Source organism: Nocardiopsis dassonvillei subsp. dassonvillei DSM 43111 (assembly GCF_000092985.1).
GTDB classification, from domain to species: domain Bacteria; phylum Actinomycetota; class Actinomycetes; order Streptosporangiales; family Streptosporangiaceae; genus Nocardiopsis; species Nocardiopsis dassonvillei.
Genome location: NC_014210.1, coordinates 1182764 through 1203094, shown reverse-complemented (window position 1 = coordinate 1203094; position 20331 = coordinate 1182764). Strand labels below are relative to the sequence as shown.

The 20331-nt window shown below is 72.8% G+C and carries 18 protein-coding genes; 1 reads left to right on the top strand and 17 read right to left on the bottom strand.

Going from position 1 to position 20331, the window contains the following annotated elements:
• Window positions 1-153 precede the first annotated feature (153 nt).
• Window positions 154-702, bottom strand: a complete 549-nt coding sequence (locus NDAS_RS04900) for a TetR/AcrR family transcriptional regulator (protein WP_041552390.1) — start codon at window positions 700-702, stop codon at window positions 154-156.
• Between the two features lie 92 nt (window positions 703-794).
• On the opposite strand from NDAS_RS04900, the gene NDAS_RS04895 reads away from it, so the two are divergent.
• Window positions 795-1544, top strand: coding sequence for an alpha/beta fold hydrolase (locus NDAS_RS04895; protein WP_013152032.1), 750 nt, complete (start codon window positions 795-797; stop codon window positions 1542-1544).
• Between the two features lie 203 nt (window positions 1545-1747).
• Here the strand turns inward: NDAS_RS04895 and der are convergent, their stop codons facing one another.
• The 16 genes from der to uvrB form a co-directional block, all read right to left on the bottom strand.
• Window positions 1748-3334 (bottom strand): ribosome biogenesis GTPase Der, encoded by a 1587-nt coding sequence (der, locus tag NDAS_RS04890; RefSeq protein WP_446673930.1) that lies wholly within the window; start codon window positions 3332-3334, stop codon window positions 1748-1750.
• Window positions 3335-3474: 140 nt separating this feature from the next.
• Window positions 3475-4170, bottom strand: coding sequence for a (d)CMP kinase (cmk, locus tag NDAS_RS04885; RefSeq protein WP_013152030.1), 696 nt, complete (start codon window positions 4168-4170; stop codon window positions 3475-3477).
• A 101-nt stretch (window positions 4171-4271) separates the two neighbouring features.
• Complete coding sequence (locus NDAS_RS04880) at window positions 4272-5435, bottom strand: prephenate dehydrogenase (protein ID WP_013152029.1); 1164 nt, start codon at window positions 5433-5435, stop codon at window positions 4272-4274.
• A gap of 71 nt (window positions 5436-5506) precedes the next feature.
• A complete protein-coding gene (gene aroH / locus NDAS_RS04875) occupies window positions 5507-5869 on the bottom strand; it encodes a chorismate mutase (RefSeq protein WP_013152028.1) in 363 nt (120 codons plus the stop codon).
• 99 nt (window positions 5870-5968) lie between these two features.
• Window positions 5969-8053, bottom strand: coding sequence for a pseudouridine synthase (locus tag NDAS_RS27780; protein WP_013152027.1), 2085 nt, complete (start codon window positions 8051-8053; stop codon window positions 5969-5971).
• Window positions 8040-8714 carry an SMC-Scp complex subunit ScpB gene (scpB, locus tag NDAS_RS04865; RefSeq protein ID WP_013152026.1) on the bottom strand — a complete coding sequence of 225 codons (675 nt, stop codon included), beginning with the start codon at window positions 8712-8714 and terminating at the stop codon, window positions 8040-8042. The genes NDAS_RS27780 and scpB overlap by 14 nt, the downstream gene beginning before the upstream one ends.
• Complete coding sequence (locus NDAS_RS04860) at window positions 8711-9586, bottom strand: segregation and condensation protein A (RefSeq protein ID WP_013152025.1); 876 nt, start codon at window positions 9584-9586, stop codon at window positions 8711-8713. Before NDAS_RS04860 ends, scpB begins: the two co-directional genes overlap by 4 nt.
• Before the next feature lie 122 nt (window positions 9587-9708).
• Window positions 9709-10110 (bottom strand): hypothetical protein, encoded by a 402-nt coding sequence (locus NDAS_RS04855; protein ID WP_041552387.1) that lies wholly within the window; start codon window positions 10108-10110, stop codon window positions 9709-9711.
• Window positions 10107-11060: a ParA family protein gene (locus NDAS_RS04850; protein WP_013152023.1), complete on the bottom strand. Its 954-nt coding sequence runs from the start codon at window positions 11058-11060 to the stop codon at window positions 10107-10109. The genes NDAS_RS04855 and NDAS_RS04850 overlap by 4 nt, the downstream gene beginning before the upstream one ends.
• A 249-nt stretch (window positions 11061-11309) precedes the next feature.
• Complete coding sequence (locus NDAS_RS04845) at window positions 11310-12296, bottom strand: site-specific tyrosine recombinase XerD (RefSeq protein WP_013152022.1); 987 nt, start codon at window positions 12294-12296, stop codon at window positions 11310-11312.
• Between the two features lie 3 nt (window positions 12297-12299).
• Complete coding sequence (locus NDAS_RS04840; protein WP_013152021.1) at window positions 12300-12962, bottom strand: NUDIX domain-containing protein; 663 nt, start codon at window positions 12960-12962, stop codon at window positions 12300-12302.
• A 44-nt stretch (window positions 12963-13006) separates the two neighbouring features.
• Window positions 13007-14647 carry a CTP synthase gene (locus NDAS_RS04835; protein ID WP_013152020.1) on the bottom strand — a complete coding sequence of 547 codons (1641 nt, stop codon included), beginning with the start codon at window positions 14645-14647 and terminating at the stop codon, window positions 13007-13009.
• A gap of 312 nt (window positions 14648-14959) precedes the next feature.
• Window positions 14960-15883: a hydroxymethylglutaryl-CoA lyase gene (locus NDAS_RS04830; RefSeq protein WP_013152019.1), complete on the bottom strand. Its 924-nt coding sequence runs from the start codon at window positions 15881-15883 to the stop codon at window positions 14960-14962.
• A gap of 184 nt (window positions 15884-16067) precedes the next feature.
• Complete coding sequence (locus NDAS_RS04825) at window positions 16068-17063, bottom strand: GNAT family N-acetyltransferase (RefSeq protein ID WP_013152018.1); 996 nt, start codon at window positions 17061-17063, stop codon at window positions 16068-16070.
• Window positions 17064-17420: 357 nt separating this feature from the next.
• Entirely contained in the window at window positions 17421-17873 is a 453-nt protein-coding gene (locus NDAS_RS04820) for a DUF3060 domain-containing protein (RefSeq protein ID WP_013152017.1), read from the bottom strand.
• A 182-nt stretch (window positions 17874-18055) separates the two neighbouring features.
• Window positions 18056-20155 (bottom strand): excinuclease ABC subunit UvrB, encoded by a 2100-nt coding sequence (gene uvrB / locus NDAS_RS04815; protein ID WP_013152016.1) that lies wholly within the window; start codon window positions 20153-20155, stop codon window positions 18056-18058.
• Between the last annotated feature and the right edge of the window lie 176 nt (window positions 20156-20331).

Sequence of the window (20331 nt, the reverse complement as noted above, 5' to 3'; positions counted from 1 at the left end):
GCTCGGGGGCGCTGTCCGCGCGCGGGGCGGCCACGGCACCGTGTGCCCGGAAGGGGGCGCGCAGTGGCCCCCCGGGTTCCGCGGAACCGCCGGAAGCGCGCCACGGCGCGCGGAGTCCCCCGCACCGGCGCACGGAACGGACCGCGGCACCGCTCAGGCGGCGCCTTCGGGCATGAGGCCGTTGCGGAGCAGGCTCAGGTAGGCGTCGGTGGCGGCGGCGCGCCGTTCGGCCGGGTGCTCGCTGACCGCGTGGATCAGGCCGCACAGCAGTTTCAGCAGGTTCTCACCGGTCAGCGGCGGCCGCGGGTGGGCGCGTCCGAGCAGGCGCGAGGTCGCCCCGACCAGTTCGGCCTTGGCCCGCCGCAGGGACTCCCTCTCGTCGTCGAGGGTGATGAGGACCGTGAACAGGCCGGGACGGGCGAGCGCCTCGTCCAGGGCAGCCCGGAGGAAGCCGTCGAGCGCGCCGCGCGGGTCCGGTTCGCGTTCGGCTTCAGCGGCCAGGCGGCGGAGTTCGGCCACCGCGTCCTCCACCACGGCCTCCAGCATCGCCCGCTGGGTGGGGAAGAGGCGGTAGACCGTCCCCACCCCGACGCCCGCGCGCCGGGCGAGCGCGTTGAGCGTGAGGTCGGTCTCCCCGGCGGCGACCGCCCGGCTCGCCTCCTCGAAGATCCTGCGGTTGTTGCGCGCGGCGTCCGCCCGCATGGGGCCTCCTCGGTCCACGAAGTGGATAGGTTATCGACTTATCGTGCTACGTTGAAGTGGATAGATTATCAACTTCTACTCCAGGAGTGGTCATGACCATCGTGTTCGTCCACGGAGTCCCCGAGACGCCCTCGCTCTGGAACCCCCTGCGCGCGCTCCTCCCCGAGGACAGCGTGGCGCTGCGCCTGCCCGGCTTCGGCAGCCCCCGGCCGGCGCACATGCGCGGCAAGGAGGACTACGCGGCCTGGCTGGCCGAGGAGCTGCGCGCCGTCGGCGGGCCGATCGACCTCGTCGGCCACGACTGGGGCGCCCACCTGGCCATGCGCGTGGTCTCCGCCTACGACGTCCCCGTCCGCAGCTGGGTCTCCGACGTCGCCCACGGCTGGCACCCCGACTACCGGTGGCACGACGCGGCCACGCTCTGGCAGAGCAGCCCCGAGGGCGAGGAGTCCCTGGCCGGGCTGCGCGGGGCCGCCCCCGGCAGCGGGGGCACCTTCGGAGACGTCCTCCAGCCCCGCGGCATGAGCCCCGAACTGGCCCGGGAGGTCGACCGAAGCCATGACGAGGAGATGAGCGCGGCCGTCCTGGCGCTCTACCGTTCGGCGTGGCCCAACTTCCACGCCGACTGGGGCCGGGACTTCGACGGCCCCGCCAAGGCGCCCGGGCTCCTGCTCGCCCCGACCGGGGACCCGATGGCACACCCCGAGCAGGACCGGGAGGTGGCCCGCCGCCTGGGCGCCCGGTTCCAGGAGCTGGACGGGCTCACCCACTACTGGATGCTCCAGGACCCCGAGCGGGGCGCCCGCGTACTGCGCGACTTCTGGGCCTCCCCCGACGCCTGAGCGCCCGGAGCGCGAGGGCCCAGGCGCGCGGCGCGACCGGGCAGGGCGCCGCGCGCCCCGGCCCGAGAACACGGCGAAGGGGGCTCCCCGGGCGGGGAGCCCCCTTCCTCGTGCCGTGGTCGGGCTGGCGGGGCCGGTGGGCCGGGACGCGTCCGGCGGACACCGCCCCTCACGCAGCGGGGCGCGCGCCCGCCGGGCACGCCCTACCGGCGGCGGTGCTTGCGGTCCGGACGCACACTGCCCTTGGAGGCGCGGCCCTGGGCCCCGCCGCCCTTCTTCTCGCGGATGCGCATGCTGATGTGCACCGGGGAGCCCTCGAAGCCGAAGTCCTCCCGCAGGCGCCGCTCGATGAAGCGGCGGTAGTTGTCCTCCAGGAACCCGGTGGTGAACAGGACGAAGTGCGGCGGACGCGAGCCCGCCTGCGTCGCGAACAGGATCTTGGGCTGCTTGCCGCCGCGCACCGGCGGCGGAGTGGCCGCCACCAGCTCCTTGAGCCAGTTGTTGAGCTGCCCGGTCGGGATGCGCTGGTTCCACCCGCTCAGGCTGGTCTCGATCGCCGGGACCAGCTTCTCCATGTGGCGCCCGGTCTTGGCCGAGACGTTCACGCGCGGCGCCCAGGAGACCCGCGCCAGCTGGCGGTCGATCTCCTTCTCCAGGTAGGTCCGGCGCTCCTCGTCCAGGATGTCCCACTTGTTGAAGGCCAGGACCAGGCCGCGGCCCGCCTCCACGACCTGCTCGACGACCCGGATGTCCTGCTCGGCGAGGGGCTCGCTGACGTCCATGAGCACCACGGCGGCCTCGGCCCGCTCCAGGGCGGTGCCGGTGCGCATGGTGGCGTAGTAGTCGGCTCCCTGGAGGGCCCGGAACCGGCGGCGGATACCGGCGGTGTCGATGAACTTCCAGGTCTTCCCGCCCAGCTCGATCAGCTCGTCCACCGCGTCGCGGGTCGTGCCCGCCACAGCGTCGACGACCACCCGGTCCTCACCGGCGAGGCGGTTGAGCAGGCTGGACTTGCCCACGTTGGGGCGGCCCAGCAGAGCGATGCGCGGCGGGCCGTCCTCGCCGTCGTCCTCCTCGCCCAGGGGCTGCTCGGGGAACTCGGCCACGAGCGCGTCCAGCAGGTCGCCGGTGCCGCGGCCGTGCAGGGCGCTGATGGGGAAGGGCTGGCCCACGCCCAGCTGCCACAGGTCGAGGGCGTCGGCCTCCTGCATGCTGCCGTCGACCTTGTTGGCGGCCAGCACCACGGGGCGCTTGGTCGAGCGCAGGACGCGGGTGACGGCGGCGTCGGCGTCGGTGACGCCCACCGTGGCGTCGACCACGAACAGGATGACGTCCGCGGTCTGCGCGGCGTACTCGGCCTGGCGGGCGACCATGGCGGCCAGACCGCTGACGCTGGTCTCCCAGCCGCCGGTGTCGACCAGGGTGAACCTGGTGTTCTGCCACTCGGCGTCGTAGGCGACCCGGTCGCGGGTCACGCCCGGCACGTCCTCCACCACGGCCTCGCGGCGGCCGATGATGCGGTTGACCAGGCTGGACTTGCCCACGTTGGGGCGTCCGACCACGGCCACCACGGGGAGGGTGGCGGGCTCTTCGGCGTCCGCCCCCCCGTGGACGACGTCGGAGATGTCGAAGTCACTCATGTACTGCTCCCGGTTCTGGGTCCCCGCGCGCCCAGGATGCGTGCCGCGGGGATGCGAAGGGCCGACCCGCCCCGGTGTCCCGGGTCGCGCGGATCGACGCGGGCGCCGACGGCGCCCGTGTACTGGCCACGGGGAGGAACCCCCGCGGATGTCGTTGTGTTCCCCCGAAAGGGACTGTCGGGACGAATGTGTCCGGTGTTACGGCCGCCGGGTGCACCGCCCGCCCATCGCGGCGTCCGGAGGCAGGGGACGCCCGTCCGCTGGAACGCGGCGGCGCCCGACCGTGCGGGTCAGTGGTCGCGGGCCTCGTCGGCCAGCTTGACCACCAGGGCGACGACCTCGTCCAGGGTCAGCCCGCTGGTGTCGAGTTCGGTGGCGTCCTCGGTCTGGCGCAGGGGCGAGTGCGCCCGGCTGGAGTCCAGCGCGTCGCGCCGGGCCAGGTCGGCCTGGGTGGCGGCGACGTCGGCGCTGCGGACCTCCTTGCTGCGGCGCTGGGCGCGGGCCTCGGGGCTGGCGGTCAGGAAGAGCTTGACCGGGGCGTCGGGGGCGACGACGGTCGTGATGTCGCGTCCCTCGACCACGATGCCCGCGCTCTCGGCCCTGGCGGCGGCGATGATCTCGCGCTGGGTGCGCACGAGGCGCTCGCGCGCCGCGGGCACGGCCGAGACCGCGCTGACGTTGGTGGTGACCTCCCTGCCGCGGATCTCGGCGGCCACGTCGCGGCCGTCCACCGCCACGGAGGGCGCGTCGGGGTCGGTGCCCATGGTGATGACGGGGGTGTCGACGAGGGCGGTCACGGCGTCGGCGTCGTTGACGTTCACACCCTGGGAGAGCATCCACCAGGTCAGCGCGCGGTACATCGCGCCGGTGTCGAGGTACCGCAGCTCCCGCGCCCTGGCCACGCCCCGGGAGGTGCTCGACTTGCCCGACCCGGAGGGACCGTCGATCGCGATGACGATGCCCTCGGTGCTGTCCTGCGCGCTCACTGCCGTTGACTCCCGCTTGCGTTCACTGTTGCCGACGCCCAACCCTACCCGTGGCCCGTGTGTACTTGGCGCTCAGTCGCGCGCAGTCGTGCGCGGGAAGCTCAGAGGCCCGGGTGCACCGACCAGCCGTCGGCGGCCAGCGCCCGCGCGAGCGTGTCCACCGCCTCGGGAAGCACGTGCAGCTGCGCCACGCCCAGCGGCAGGCCGGGCGTGTGCTCGATGCGCACGTCCTCGATGTTGACCCCGGCCTCCGCCGCCGCGGCGAACAGGCGGCCCAGCGCACCGGGTTCGTCGGGGATGACCACCGGCATGACCGTGTAGTCGGGCAGCCGTACCGTGCCGTGCTTGCCGGGGATGCGGCCGTGGCCGGACCTGCCGCGCTCCAGCAGGTCGTGCACCGGAGCGAGGACGCGGTCCGACGCCTCCTCCGGCCCCGGCCGGTCCGCCAGCGCGCGCAGGGCGTCGGCGGTCGCCGCGAGGTCGGCGGCCACCGCGTGCAGGACCTCCGCGACCGGGGCGGCGTTGTGCGTGAGGATCTCGGACCACATGGCGGGGTCGCCGCCCGCCACCCGGGTGACGTCGCGCACGCCCTGCCCCGCCAGGGTCAGGGCCGCGTCGTCGCCCGAGAGCAGCCGGGCCGCCACCGCCGAGGAGGCCACGTGGGGCGCGTGCGAGACCAGCGCCACCGCCCGGTCGTGCGCCGCCGCGTCCAGCACCAGCGGGTCCGCGCCGCACATGCGGGCGACCTCGGCGACGACGGCGACGGCCTGCGCGTCGGCCTTGCCGGTGGGGCACAGCGCCCACGAACGGCCCAGGAAGAGGTCGGCGCGCGCGGCGCCGGGGCCCTGCTTCTCCCTGCCGCCCATGGGGTGCCCGGCCACGAACGTGGCCATGTCGCAGCCCAGCCGCTCGGCCTCGGCCAGCACGCTCGCCTTCACGCTGGCCACGTCGGTGTAGACGTGGGCCAGTCCCCGGTCCTGGGCCCGGCGCAGCACGGAGGGGATGACGGCGGGCGGCGCGGCGATGACCGCGAGGTCGGCCGGGGCCGAGGTCGGGTCGTCGGCCTCCTCCAGGGGGTGTCCCGCGCCCAGGTCGCAGGCCAGGCGCAGGGAGGCGGCGTCGGGGTCGGAGAGGGCGACGTCGACGCCGCGCGAGCGCAGGGCGAGCGCCACCGACGTGCCGATGAGCCCCGTGCCGACCACCGTGACCCGGCGCACCGGGAGCCGCTGCTCCCCGTCCCCCCGCGCACCGCTGCTGTCGCTCACTGTTCCCCCGCCTCCGACGTGTTCCCTTTACCTCCCAAGCCTACGACCTGCCCGGAGGCCGGTGGATGCCGTCACTGGGCGATGTCCAGCCGCAGGGCCTGGGCCCCGCGCAGGTAGACGTGCTGGAGCTCGGAGCGCGGCCGGTCGGTCTCCACGTGCGCCATGAGGCGCACCACGCGCGGCAGGGCGTGGGGGACGGCGATCTCGGTCGCGCACATCAGCGGGACGTCGGAGAAGCCGAGCTTGCGCGCGGCCAGCGCGGGGAACTCGCTGTTCAGGTCGGGGGTGGCGGTGAACAGCACGCTGATCACGTCGTCGGTCTCCAGTGAGTTGCGCCGCATCACCTCCGAGACCAGTTCGGCCGTGGCCTCCAGCACCTGCTCGCGTTCGTCCGCGTCGACCTGCACCGCACCGCGGATGGCCCGTACCGCCACGTTCGATCCCGCCTCGTCCTCGTTCAGCGTGCCGTGCCCGGGAAGAGGGAACGGCGGCCGCCGCCCGGTGTCCGGGCAGGCGACCGCCGTCAACTGTATCTACAGGCCCGCGGCCTCGTAGAGTTCGCTCACCTCACGCGAGGTGAGGGCCCGCATCGTGCCCAGTTTGAGGGCGTTCAGGTCGATCGGGCCGACCTGGGTGCGGGCGAGGTCGGCGACCGGGTGGCCGACGGCCTCCATCAGGCGGCGCACGATGTGCTTGCGGCCCTCGTGCAGCCGGATCTCGACGAGCGCCTTGGGCGGCTCGTTGTCGACCACGCGGAAGGAGTCCACCTCGACCGGGCCGTCCTCCAGCTCCACGCCCTTCTGCACCTCGCGCACGACACGGTGCGGGACCGGGCCGGGCACCTTGGCGATGTAGGTCTTGACGACCTTGTAGCGCGGGTGGGTGAGCCGGTTGGCCAGCTCGCCGTCGTTGGTCAGCAGGATGAGGCCCTCGGTCTCGGTGTCGAGCCGGCCGACGTGGAAGATCCGCTCCTCGGTCTGACCGGTGTAGTCGGCCAGGGTGGGCCGGCCCTCGGGGTCCCACATGGTGCTGACGACGCCGCGCGGCTTGTTGAGCGCGAAGTACAGCTTGTCCGGGGCGGTGACCACGCGCATGCCGTCGACGCGGATCTCGGAGGACTCGGGGTCGACCCGGGCGCCGAACCTGCGCACGACCTGGCCGTCCACGCTGACGCGTCCGGCCGCGATCATCTCCTCGCTGGCCCGGCGGCTGGCGACCCCGGCCGCGGCGAGCGCCTTCTGGAGGCGGATGCCGTTCTCGACGTCGGTGTAGGTGTCGCGCGCCTCGTCGGCGTGGTCCTCGTCCTTGGGGTCGTAGTCGGCGCGCAGGGCGCTGAGCCGCTCGCGGGCCGCCTTGGAGAGCTGGTTCTCGCTCGTGACGCGCTTGGCGCCGGAGCGGTCGCCGCCGGGACGGCCGTCGCGGTCCTCGCGGTCGCGGAAGTCGCGTCCGCCACCGGAGCCGCGGCTGTCACGGCCGCCGCGGTTGTCGCGGTCACCGAAGGAGCGGCGGTCGTCGCGGCCGCCTCCGAAGGAGCGTCCCTCGCCGCGCTGGCCGTCACGGCCACCGCGGAAGTCGCGCCCGCCACGGCTGTCCCGGTCACCCCGGAAGCCACCGCGGTCGCGGTCATCACGACCGCCACCCGGGCCGCGTCCGCCACGGTCGTAGGAGCGTGCACCCGGGCCGCGGTTGTCGCGGTCACGGAAGTCACGGCCGCCGCGCTCGTCCCGGCCACCCGGGAAGGAACGACGGTCCCCACCGTCGCGGCTGTCACGCCCGCCACGGTTGTCACGGTCCTGGAAGCGACCGCCCGAGCCGCGGTTGTCGCGGTCGCCGAAGGAACGGCGGTCGTCCCGCTGACCGTCACGGCCGCCGCGGTTGTCGAAGGAGCGGCGGTTGTCGCGGTCGCCCCGGAAGCCACCGCGGTCGCGGTCGTCCCGGCCGCCACCCGGGCCACGGTCACTGCGGAAGCCACCACGGTCACGGTCATCACGACCGCCCCGGAAGTCACGGCCACCACGGTCGTCCCGACCGCCCGAGAACGAACGCCGGTCCCCACCGTCGCGGAAGTCGCGTCCGCCACCGGGACCACGGCTGTCACGCCCGCCGCGGTTGTCGCGGTCGCCGAAGGAACGGCGGTCGTCCCGCTGACCGTCACGGCCACCACGGAAGTCGCGCCCACCACGGCTGTCCCGGTCACCCCGGAAGCCACCGCGGTCACGGTCGTCCCGGCCGCCACCCGGGCCACGGTCACTGCGGAAGCCACCACGGTCACGGTCATCACGACCGCCCCGGAAGTCACGGCCACCACGGTCGTCCCGACCGCCCGAGAAGGAACGGCGGCCGTCGCGGTCGCCGCCGAAGGAGCGGCCCTCGCCGCGCTGGCCGTCGCGGCCGCCGCGGAAGTCACGTCCGCCGCGGTCGTCCCGGTCCCCCCGGAATCCGCCGCGGTCGTCGCGGCCCCGGGGGCCGCGGTCGTCCCGGTAACCGCCGCGGGGACGGTCGTCCCGGCGGTCCCGGCTGTCGCCGCGGCCCTGTCCGCCGCGCTTGTCGTAGTCGCCGCGCTCACCGCGCGGGGCGTCGTCCCGCGCACCGCGGGAACTGTTGTTAGGTGTGCTCACCGGTGTCGTCTAGACCTTCGATGTCGTCGGGGAGGAACGGCGCCAGATCAGGCAGCTCGTCGAGGCCTCGCAGGCCCAACCGTTCCAGGAAATAGGAGGTGGTCCGATACAGCAGCGCACCGGACTCGGAGTCGTGTCCGGCCTCTTCGATCAGGCCCCTCAGTACGAGGGTACGCATAACCCCGTCGCAGTTGACACCGCGCACGGCGGAGACCCTGCCCCGGGAGACCGGCTGTCGGTAGGCCACCACCGCCATCGTCTCCAGCGCGGCCTGGGTGAGCCGCACCTCCTGCCCCTCCCGGAGGAAGTGCTCGACGACGTCGGCGCATTCGGGCCGCGTGTACACACGCCACCCCTCGGCCACCGCCCTCAAGTCGAAACCCCGGCCCTGCTCGGTGTATTCCCGCGACAGCGACTCCAGCACCCCGACGACCACCGTGACGGGCACGTCCATGGCCCGCGCCAGGTCGTACTCCGACACCGGCTGGTCCACGACCATCAGCACGGCCTCCAGGTCGCGGCGCAGGGTGGCCGGGGCGCCCTCCGCGCCCGCCTCGGCCCCGTCCCCTGCGGCCTCTCCGCCGACCGCCTCCCGGGCCGCCGCGTCCCCCGCTGCCGGGTCCTCCGTTGTCGGGTTCCCCACCGTGTCCCGGACGCTCATCCGCGCTCCTCCGTCTCCCCCGGCCCGCTTCCGCCGCCGGTGTCCCCGGCGCCGTCGGCCTCGTCGTACTCGCTCTCCAGCTCGACCTCGCCCTCGCCGCCGGTCCAGGAGACGATCAGCTCCCCCAGCGGTTCGGGCTGGTCGAAGCCCACGTTGGCGGCCCGGTACAGCTCCAGCAGGGCGAGGAAGCGGGCGATGACCTCGAAGGTACCGGTGCAGGCGGCCGTGAGCTGGGCGAAGGTCAACCGTCCGTGCTCGCGCAGCTCCGCGACCATCAGCTCGCCCTGCTCCTTCACCGAGGTCTTGGCCTGGTGGATGTGGGTGACCGGGACGCTGGGCGGCTCCTTGGGCGTGAAGACCATCCCCGCCAGGGCGGCGAACTCCTGGGGGCCCAGCTTGAACAGCACGTCCGGCCGCAACCCCGCGAAGCGCTCCTCCAGCGGGACGGCGCGCGCGTAGCGGCGCCCCTGCGAGGCCAGCCGCGCCCGCATGAAGGAGGCGACCTCCTTGTAGGCGCGGTACTGGAGCAGCCGGGCGAACAGCAGGTCGCGTGCCTCCAGCAGGGCCAGGTCGGCCTCGTCCTCGACGTCGCCGCGCGGCAGCAGGCGCGCCGCCTTCAGGTCCAGCAGGGTCGCCGCGACCAGCAGGAAGTTGCTGGCCTGGTCCAGGTCCCAGTCGTCGCCGTGCGCCCGGATGTGCGCGATGAACTCGTCGGTGACCTTGGACAGCGACACCTCGGTGATGTCCAGCTTGTGCTTGGAGATCAGCCCGAGGAGCAGGTCGAAGGGCCCCTCGAAGTTGTCGAGGTGCACCTGGAAGGCGTTGTCGTCCACCTCCGCGACGGTGTCCGCCGACGTTCCCTCAGCCCCCATGGCACCGGCCCCGCGTCGTCTTCCTCATGGGACAAGGGTGTCACCGGCCAGAACCCGCCGGTGACACCCGTGGCACCTCCGTCATCGAACCGGCACCCCCTCCGGTACCGGTGCGCGTGCCCTCAGTCCTCGGTCAGCCTGCGTACCAGCATGCTGGCCGATCCGTGCTCCTCGAAGTCCGCCAGCAGCACGGCGACGGCCTCGCGGACGAGGCGGCCCCTGTCGGCGGACAGCCCGTGCTCGGCGCGCAGCGAGAGCCGGGTCTGTTCCAGTGCCAGCAGTTCGGGCCCGGAGATGTAGACGGTGATCTTCTCGTCGTGGCGTTGGCGCCCGCTCGGTTTGGGCGCGCGCGCCGCCTTCACGGCGGACGTGCCCCTGTTGGTGCCGTTGGAGCGCGACGGAGTCTCGCCCCTGCTGCCCTTGCTGCCCTGCTCCGGTGCCTTGTGCTGGCGTTCGGTCTCTTCCGGCACCTCCTCGGTGCCGCTGGGACGGAAGAACAGTTCGTCCGCCCCGGGTAGGGTCACACGCCGTGACCGCTGAGAGGCCACCTCGCCAGCACCTCCTTGGCCAGCTCCCGGTAGGCGTTGGCCCCGGCCGAGGACGAGTCGAACCTGGTGATGGGCTCGCCCGCCACGGTGGCGTCGGGGAAGCGCACGGTGCGGTTGATGACCGTGCCGTAGACCTTGTCCCCGAAGCCGTCGATGATCGTGGACAGCACCTCGCGCGCGTGCAGCGTGCGCGGGTCGTACATGGTGCCCAGGAAGCCGTCGATGACCAGGTCCTCGTTGAGCCGCTCCTGGACCTTCTGGATGGTGTCCATCAGCAGTGCCACACCGCGCAGCGCGAAGAACTCGCACTCCAGCGGCACGATGACGCCGTCCGCGGCGGTGAGCGCGTTGACGGTGAGCAGGCCCAGCGAGGGCTGGCAGTCGATCAGGACCACGTCGTAGTCGTTGATGACCGGTCTGAGCGCGCGGCCGAGCATCTGCTCGCGCGCCACCTCGCCGACCAGCTGCACCTCCGCGGCCGACAGGTCGATGTTGCTCGGGATCAGGTCCAGGCCGTCGATGTCGGTCTTGAGCAGGACGTCCTCGACCGTCACGTCCCGCTGCATGAGCAGGTTGTAGACGGTCAGGTCCAGTTCACGCGGATCGAGGCGGCCCAGGCCGACGGAGAGCGCGCCCTGCGGGTCGAAGTCGACCAGCAGCACCCGTCTTCCGTACTCGGCGATGGCGGCGCCGAGGTTGATCGTCGTGGTGGTCTTGCCGACCCCACCCTTCTGGTTACAGAGTGCTACAATCCGTGCCGGGCCGTGTTCATCTACGGGCCCGGGCTCCGGATAGGCTCGCTCGGGTCTTGAGGTGTGCAGGTTAGCCCCCGTGTTGCGTGTCGTCCCCCACGGGTTGGTCACCGGGTCGGCGAGCTCCCCCTCGCCGACAGGTGCGGTGTTCGCAGCCTCGTTGTCCCAGTTCACAACCCTTGACCTCCCCTACGGATCGGCCACGGCTAGGGATGCCGCGCGCCCCTGTCCCTGGCCGCCGTCGGAAACTCAATATGTCGACAGCAACGTACCTCCGCGCGGCGACTCTAGAACGCCGACACGACGCACTTCAACAAAACGTACGGGTAGAATCCCACGCCTGCGCCCCTGGGGGAAATCAGAGCCTCCAACCGGGTTGTTCCGCTTCGCACCGCGCGCGGACCCCCGTGGCGGCGTCCCCGCTCAGCGCCGTGCGCGGGGATGGCTCGACGCGTACACCTCGCGCAGGTGCTCGACCGTCACCAGCGTGTAGATCTGCGTGGTGGTGACCGAACTGTGTCCGAGCAGCTCCTGGACGACCCGGATGTCGGCTCCGCCGTCGAGCAGGTGGGTGGCGAAGGAGTGGCGCAGGGTGTGCGGTGAGACGCCCTCGACCCCGGCGCGCTCGGCCACGGCCGCCAGGATCCCCCAGCCGCCCTGCCGGGTGAGCCTGCCCCCGCGCGCGTTGAGGAACAGCGCCGGACCGCCCCGGCCGGAGGCGGCCAGACCCGGCCGGGCCCGCACCAGGTAGCCCGAGAGCGCGCGGCGGGCGTGGGAGCCCAGCGGCACCACGCGCTCCCTGCCGCCCTTGCCGCGAAAGCGCACCAGGCCCACGGCGTCGTCGCCCTCCACCGCGTCGGCGACGTCGTCCACGTCCAGCCCCACCGCCTCGGAGACGCGCGCGCCCGTGCCGTAGAGCACCTCCAGCAGCGCCCGGTCGCGCAGGGCCAGCAGCCCGGCGCGGTCGCCGGAGGCCGGAGCCCCGACCGGTCCGGCGGCGTCCAGGAGGCGCTCCACCGAGGCCAGCGGCACCGCCTTGGGCAGGCGCATCGGCGGCGCGGGCGGGGAGACCTCGGCAGCCGGGTCGGCATCCGTCCAGCCCTCGCGGGCCGCGAACCGGTGCAGGCCGCGCACGGCGGCCAGGGCCCGTCCGGCCGAGGCGGCGCCGAGCGGCGGGTGGTCGGCGTCGCCCTCGCGCAGGGCCCGCAGGAAGTCGCCCACCTGGGCGGGGCCCACCCGCTCGGGCGACAGGACTCCGTGCCCGGCCAGGTAGGCGCGGTAGCGCCGCAGGTCGCGCCGGTAGGCCGCGAGGGTGTTGTCGGCCAGGGCGCGCTCCGCGCTGAGGTGGTCCAGGAAGGCGGCGCACACCCGCGCCAGCGGGTCCCGCTCCTCACCCGCCCGGTCGGCCACGGGTCAGTCCTCCGCGGGCTCGCGCAGGGAGGCGAACCCGTCCGCGGCGGCGGCCTGGGCGGCCAGGACGCCGATGACGGTGGCGCCGTTGTGCAGCCTGCCCGCCATGACCAGGGCGACCGCCTCCTCCAGGGGCACCCACTCGGCGACCAGGTCGGCCTCCTCGTGCTCGCGTTCGAAGCCGATCTCCTCGGGCGGCACCACCGACAGGTCCCGGGCCAGGTACACGTGGATGCGCTCGTCGGAGAACCCGGGAGAGGGGAAGAAGTCGGCCAGCTCGTGCCAGAGCCCGGCGCGCAGCCCCGCCTCCTCGACGAGTTCGCGCTGGGCGGTGCGCAGCGGCCCCTCCCCCTCCTCGTCGATGAGCCCGGCGGGCAGCTCCCACAGGGTGTGCCGGGTGGCGTGGCGGTACTGGCGCTGGAGCAGCACCCGGCCGTCGGCGTCCAGGGCCAGGGCCGCGGCGGCGCCGGGGTGCTCCATGTAGTCGCGGGCGGCCACGGTCGTGCCCTCGCCGTCGCTGCCGACCATGCGCACCCAGTCCGTACGCATGCCGCACTTGGCGCTGCGGAAGCGTTCCTCGGACCGCTCCACCGGCCACGACTCGGGGGCGTCCGCGACCTTCGCGTCCGCCCCCGTGGGAAGGGCCGGGTCGGTGTCACTGGGCATGGGTTCTCGCCTCTCAGGCCTCGTGCCCCGCCCGGCCCCTCGGATCAGGAGTTGTGGTACTCCAGGGCCGCCGAGACCAGACCGCGGAAGAGCGGGTTGGCCTTGGTCGGGCGGGAGCGCAGCTCCGGGTGCGCCTGCGTCGCGACGAAGAACGGGTGGGCGTCCCGGGGCAGTTCGACGTACTCCACCAGCTTGCCATCCGGGGAGAGCCCGGAGAACACCAGGCCCGCCTCCTCCAGCCTCGCGCGGTAGGCGTTGTTGACCTCGAAGCGGTGGCGGTGCCGTTCGGAGGCCTCGGCGCTGCCGTCGTAGAGCTCGCGCACCACGGTGCCCTCGCCCAGCGCGGCCGGGTACATGCCCAGGCGCATGGTGCCGCCCATGTCGCGCTCCCCGGCGACGACGTCGGTCTGGTCGGCCATGGTGGCGATGACCGGGTCGGCGGCCTTGTCGTCGAACTCGGTGCTGTTGGCGCCCTCCAGCCCGAGCACGTCGCGGGCGTACTCGATGACGACGGCCTGCAGGCCCAGGCAGATGCCCAGCAGCGGCACACCGTTCTCACGGGCGTAGCGGATGGCGCCGATCTTGCCCTCGATGCCGCGCACGCCGAAGCCGCCGGGGATGAGGATGCCGTCCGCGCCGTCCAGCTCCGAGGCGGCGCCGGAGGGGCTGGCGCAGTTGTCGCTGGCCACCCAGCGGATGTTGACGCGGGTGTCGGTGGCGAAACCGCCCGCGCGCAGCGCCTCGCTGACCGACAGGTAGGCGTCGGGCAGGTCGATGTACTTGCCGACCAGGGCGATGGTGACCTCGTGGTCGGGCTGGTGCACGCGGCGCAGCAGCTCGTCCCACTCGGTCCAGTCCACGTCCCGGAAGGGCATGCCCAGGCGGCGCACGACGTAGGCGTCCAGGCCCTCGCGGTGCAGGACCTTGGGGATGTCGTAGATCGAGGGAGCGTCGGGGGTGGAGACCACCCCGGCCTCGTCCACGTCGCACATGAGGCTGATCTTGGACTTCAGGCTCTGCGTGATGGGGCGGTCCGAGCGGCACACGATGGCGTCGGGCTGGATGCCGATGCTGCGCAGGGCGGCCACGGAGTGCTGGGTGGGCTTGGTCTTCATCTCGCCGGACGGGCCGAGGAAGGGGATGAGGGACACGTGCAGGAAGAAGCAGTTGTCCCGGCCGATCTCGTGGCGGATCTGGCGGACCGCCTCCAGGAAGGGCTGCGACTCGATGTCGCCGACCGTGCCGCCGATCTCGGTGATGACGATGTCGACGTCGGGGGCGTCCATCGCGTAGATGCGCGCCTTGATCTCGTTGGTGATGTGCGGGATGACCTGCACGGTGTCGCCGAGGTAGGCGCCCTGGCGCTCCTTGGCGATGACGCTGGAGTAGATCTGGCCGGTGGTGACGTTGGCCGTGGCGGACAGCTCGGTGTCCAGGAAGCGCTCGTAGTGGCCGACGTCCAGGTCGGTCTCGGCCCCGTCGTCGGTGACGAAGACCTCGCCGTGCTGGAAGGGGTTCATCGTCCCCGGGTCGACGTTGAGGTAGGGGTCGAGCTTTTGCATGGTGACCCGCAGGCCGCGCGACTTCAGGAGTCGTCCCAGGCTGGAAGCGGTCAGGCCTTTACCGAGACTGGAGGCGACGCCGCCGGTAACGAAAAGGTGCTTGGTACTCGCGGCGGATGCCAAAGTGGTGCTCCCGTGGGTTGAGTGGCTACGGCGGGCTCGGATCGGGCTGAGCGGCCGTGCGGCGGTCCGGTTGCGGGCGGTTGGTTTCGTCGCTCCGGCCGCCGGACTCCACGGGGCACCAGGATAACAGGCACCCCGGATGTCCACACCCGGGGACACCGCCGTACACCCCCGGGTTCCCTCACGTCACCAGCGTGATCGCCTTGCCCGCAGCGGTTCGGGGCGCGCGGCGGCGCGCGGAAACCGTTCGTGCGCCCCGGGGTCCAGGGCCTTGGACTGCGGGGGCCGGGCGACGAACACCACACCGGAGCCTCAGGCCGGGAACGCCCCGGCGCGGCCCAGGTAGGCGGGCGGCTGCTTGCCCAGGCGCTCGCCCATCCACCCGCCCAGGGCGGCGGCCCCGGAGAGGCTGACCCCGGTGTGCAGGCCGCTGCGGTGCAGCGCGTACAGCAGGTCCTCGGTGGCGATGTTGCCGGTGGCGGCGGGGGCGAACGGGCAACCGCCGAAGCCGCCCAGGCTGGAGTCGAGCACCCGCACGCCCGCGTCCACGGCCGCGAGCGCGTTCGCGTAACCGGTGTTGCGGGTGTTGTGAAAGTGACAGCGCAGCGCGCGTCCGCCCGCGACCTCGCCGACGGCGGCCACGAGTGCGGTCACCTGGCGGGGCACGCCCACGCCGATGGTGTCGGCCAGGGCGATCTCCACCGCACCGGTGTCGGCGATGCGCCGGACCACCTCCACCACGCGCTCGGGCGCCACCTCGCCGTCGAAGGGGCAGCCGAACGCGGTGGAGACGGTCACGCTCAGCGGAATGCCCGTGCCCTCCAGCGCGGCGTCGATGTCGGCCAGGGTGCCGAGCATCTCCTCGACGGTGCACCCCTGGTTGCGGACACAGAACCCGTCGGTGGCGGGCACCGCGACGTTGACCTCGGACACCCGCGCGGCCACCGCGCGGTCCAGGCCGCGCCGGTTGAGGACCAGCCCGATGTGGGAGACCCCCGGCGCGCGCGTGACACCCGCCATGACCTCCTCGGCCCCGGCCATCTGGGGGACGCGCCTGGGGTTGACGAAGCTGACCGCCTCGATCCGGCGCACCCCGGCGGCCACCGCGCGGTCGATCAGTTCGATGCGGTCCTCGACCGGGAGGGTCCTCGCCTCGTTCTGGAGGCCGTCGCGCGGCCCCACCTCGACGATCTCGACGTGCTCCGCGCCCTCGGGCCCGCTGTCGCTGGCAGCCATCGTCCGTCCCCTTCCACGCGCCGTTGCGTCAGCGCACAGGGTAGTGGAGCGCCCGTCGGCGGGCCCGCACCGGGCCGCGCCCCCGTCGTCCACAGACACCGGAACGCCGCTGGCGCGGGACGGGGGGAGCGCGGTCTACTGGATACCGGGGGCCACCCCGGCCCCCGGCTTCGTGCTGCCCGGATCAGCGCAGGGCGAGCGCGGGGCGGACCTCCCAGGTCGTCCACACCGGGCGGTACCCCATGCGGTGCCAGAACGGCCCCGACAGCGGGTTCATCGCCGCGTAGTTGAGCACGGAGACGCCCACTCCGTGGCTGTCCAGCGCCTGGTGCGCCTGGCCCACCAGCGCCGTACCGATCCCGCTGCCGCGCTCCGCGGCGGTCACCACGCCGTAGCCGATGTGCGCGATCGGGCGCGCGTTGACCAGCGACTTGGCCCAGCGCGAACGCTCGGGCGGGGAGACCCACAGCAGGCCCACCGCGCGACCGCGCCGCTCGGCCAGCCAGATCCAGGACCGGGAGCGGTTCAGCGCCCGGGCCGCCACCTCACGGGTCTGCTCGGCGGTGTCGGGTTGCAGGAACACCCCGCCGAAGTGCTGCTCGTAGCGGTGCTCCTCCATCAGCAGACCGACCACCTGGGTCAGGTCGCTGCGGTCGGCCAGCCGGATGGTCACGTCGCGCGGCGGCAGCGACGGGGGCACGCCGCGGCGGCGCTGGCGGGCGGCCAGCACGGTGTAGGGCTGCAGACCGTGGCGCTGGAGCGGGATGATGCCGCACACATCGCGGGCGGGCCAGCTCACCAGGGCCGCCGACTCCGAGCCGGTGCCGGTAGGCAGGTCCTCCAGCTGGTCGCGCCAGCTGGTCAGCAGCGAGTCCAGGGCGCGGCCGGGGTCGGGTCCGCCCACGATGGGGGTGAGCCAGTGCTGGTCGGGCACGCCCCATATCCGGCCGACCTCGCCCGGCTGGTACCAGGTGTAGTGCATGGTTCCGGCGGCGACGGCACGGCCGTCCTCGTCGCTGACGGTCAGGAGGGGGTAGGAGCCCGGAGCGAAGTTGACCGGTTCGGGCAACAGCGAATCCACGGCCGCCCAGCGCTGGGCGGCCGAACTCACCAACGGGTCCAGGCCGACGTCGCCCCCGGGCGACTCATCATGCCGCACCCGTGCGACATAACCGCTCATCCACCCCTCCCCTAGCGGGTCCTCACGTCGAACGCGCGCCCTCGGAACGGCTCCGGCAGGGCGCGTGCGCCGCCCCTGGGCCGTCGTGCCGCCCCGGCGGGACAGGCCACACCGCGGGCGGAACGAAACGACCGTACCGCCTCAGAACCGATCAGGAGGACGAAACAGCCAACTGCAACCAAGAATTCACTGCGCGTCGCCGCGCCCGCTCGGCCCCGGCGTCCCGCGCCGCTTCCCCGCGCGCGCACGGACGCGCACCACCGTAACGGATCGAAGGTCACTCTCGGGTGCCGGGGCGGTCAACGCCCCGACACGGATCCCCCCGCGCGGGCCTCCCGGCGCGCGGCGCCCGCGGGATCACCGCTGCGCGGTGCCGCCCTCGGCCACGGTGGTGTTGCGCCCGTGGTTGATCACCTCGGGCTCGCCGGAGGCGAAGGAGATCCTGTTGTCCACGCCGACCAGCACGATCTTGTCCGCCGAGCCCACGTCGACGGTGGACCCGCGACCGGTGGCGCGCACCAGCCCGCAGTCTCCGTGCAGCACGACGACGGCGTCGTCCGCGGTGACCACGACCTCGCGCTCCCCGCAGTCCTCGCTCACCTCGGCGCCGTCGTCGACGACGATGAGCACGTCCTCGGTGCTGACGTTGTGCTTGGGCATGTCGGGCTCGCCCCCGTCGGAGGCGCCCTCGGTGCCCGGGGCGCCGTTGGGCGGCTCGACGTCCTCGTGCCCGAAGGCCAGACCACAGCCGGGAAGGAGGCCGGTGATCAGCAGGCCGCCACCCGCGGCCACGAGAAGCCGAACTCTCATGTTCTCCCCCACAACCGGATAACCGGCAATTGCGACATACGGCTTGCGCGAAGCCAAGAGTATGTCACGCGGAGGTAACTGTGCGACCTCACCGTTCTCAAAAAGTTTCTGTTTCGAGATGTGAGTGCCGCCCCGATCCCGGTGTTCCCAGAGCTGGAAACGTTAATCCACAGGCACTCGCGTCACTTCACCCCGGCCGCGTCCATGCCGCGGAGCTCACGTTTGAGTTCGCCGATCTCGTCGCGCAACCGGGCCGCCAGCTCGAACTGGAGGTCGGTGGCCGCCTGGTGCATCTGCTCGCTCAGCTGCTCGATGAGCCCGGCCAGCTCCGCGCGCGGCATGGCGGACACGTCCGCCGAACGCTCGCCCAGCGCGGGCACCGGCGCCCGGCCGCCCCTGCCCCCCGAACTGCGGTACCCGGTGGCCATGAGCTCCTCGGTGTCCACGTCCTCGCGGTTGAGCGTGTCCAGGATGTCGGCGATCTGCTTGCGCAGCGGCGTGGGGTCGATCCCGTGCTCGGCGTTGTAGGCCAGCTGCTTGTCCCGGCGCCGGTTGGTCTCGTCGATGGCCGCCCGCATGGAGTCGGTGACGTTGTCGGCGTACATGTGCACCTGGCCCGCGACGTTGCGCGCCGCGCGCCCGATCGTCTGGATCAGCGAGGTCTCCGAGCGCAGGAAGCCCTCCTTGTCCGCGTCCAGGATCGCCACCAACGACACCTCGGGCAGGTCCAGGCCCTCGCGCAGCAGGTTGATGCCCACCAGCACGTCGAACTCGCCCACCCGCAGCTCGCGCAGCAGCTCCACGCGGCGCAGCGTGTCCACCTCGCTGTGCAGGTAGCGCACCCGGATGCCGAGTTCGGTGAAGTAGTCGGTGAGGTCCTCGGACATCTTCTTGGTGAGCGTGGTGACCAGTACCCGCTCGTCGCGCTCGGCGCGCACCCGGATCTCGTGGACCAGGTCGTCGATCTGCCCGTCGGTCGGCTTGACCAGCACCTCGGGGTCCACCAGCCCGGTGGGACGGATGACCTGCTCGACCACCTCCCCGCCGCCCTGGCGCAGCTCGTAACGGCCCGGCGTCGCCGACAGGTAGACGCTCTGCCCGATGCGCTCGGTGAACTCCTCCCACTTCAGCGGCCGGTTGTCCAGCGCCGAGGGGAGCCGGAACCCGTGCTCGACCAGGGTGCGCTTGCGCGCGGCGTCGCCCTCGTACATCGCGCCGATCTGCGGGACGGTCACGTGGGACTCGTCCAGCACCAGCAGGAAGTCCTCGGGGAAGTAGTCCAGGAGCGTGTTGGGCGGGCTGCCCGGCTCACGGCCGTCGAAGTGCCGGGAGTAGTTCTCGATGCCCGAGCAGGTGCCCAGCTGGCGCATCATCTCCAGGTCGTGGGTGGTGCGCATGCGCAGGCGCTGCGCCTCCAGCAGCTTGCCCTGGGCCTCCAGCTCGGCCAGCCGCTCGCCCAGTTCCGCCTCGATGGTGGCGATCGCCCGCTCGGTGCGCTCCTCGCCGGCCACGTAGTGCGAGGCGGGGAAGATGAACATCTCCCGGCTCTCGCCCAGCACCTCGCCGGTGAGCGGGTGCAGGGTCAGCAGGCGCTCGACCTCGTCACCGAACATCTCGATGCGGATCGCCAGCTCCTCGTAGACCGGGATGATCTCGATGGTGTCGCCCCGCACCCGGAACGTGCCTCGCGTGAACGCGGTGTCGTTGCGGGAGTACTGCATCTCCACCAGGCGGCGCAGCAGGTCGTCGCGGTCGACCTCCATGCCCACCGCCAGCTGCGCCATCCGGTCCACGTACTCCTGCGGGGTGCCCAGACCGTAGATGCACGAGACCGAGGCGACCACGATCGTGTCCCGGCGCGTGAGCAGCGAGTTGGTGGCCGAGTGGCGCAGCCGCTCGACCTCGTCGTTGATGGAGGAGTCCTTCTCGATGAAGGTGTCGCTCTGCGGGACGTAGGCCTCGGGCTGGTAGTAGTCGTAGTACGACACGAAGTACTCGACGGCGTTGTTGGGCAGCATCTGGCGCAGCTCGTTGGCGAACTGCGCCGCCAGGGTCTTGTTGGGCTGCATCACCAGGGTGGGCCGCTGGAGCTGCTCCACCGTCCACGCCACGGTCGCCGTCTTGCCGGTGCCGGTCGCGCCGAGCAGCACCGTGTGCGGCTCCCCGTCCCGCACCCTCCTGCTGATCTCGGCGATCGCGCCCGGCTGGTCCCCCGCCGGGGTCATCTCCGAGATCACCTCGAAGGGCGCCTCGCTGCGTTTGATGTCGCTGACCGGTCGCACGTCGCCTCTTCTCCCGTCGAAGGCGGGCCGCCCCCGCTGCCCGCGTGTCCCTCACCCCTAACGCTACAGAGCCCCTAGGACATCCCTTCCCGGCCGAGGGCGCGGAGTTACCATCGAGACCAGCGCTCTGCGTCCGAAGCGAGGTGGCAGCCGTGTCACACCCCTCCAGACCGACC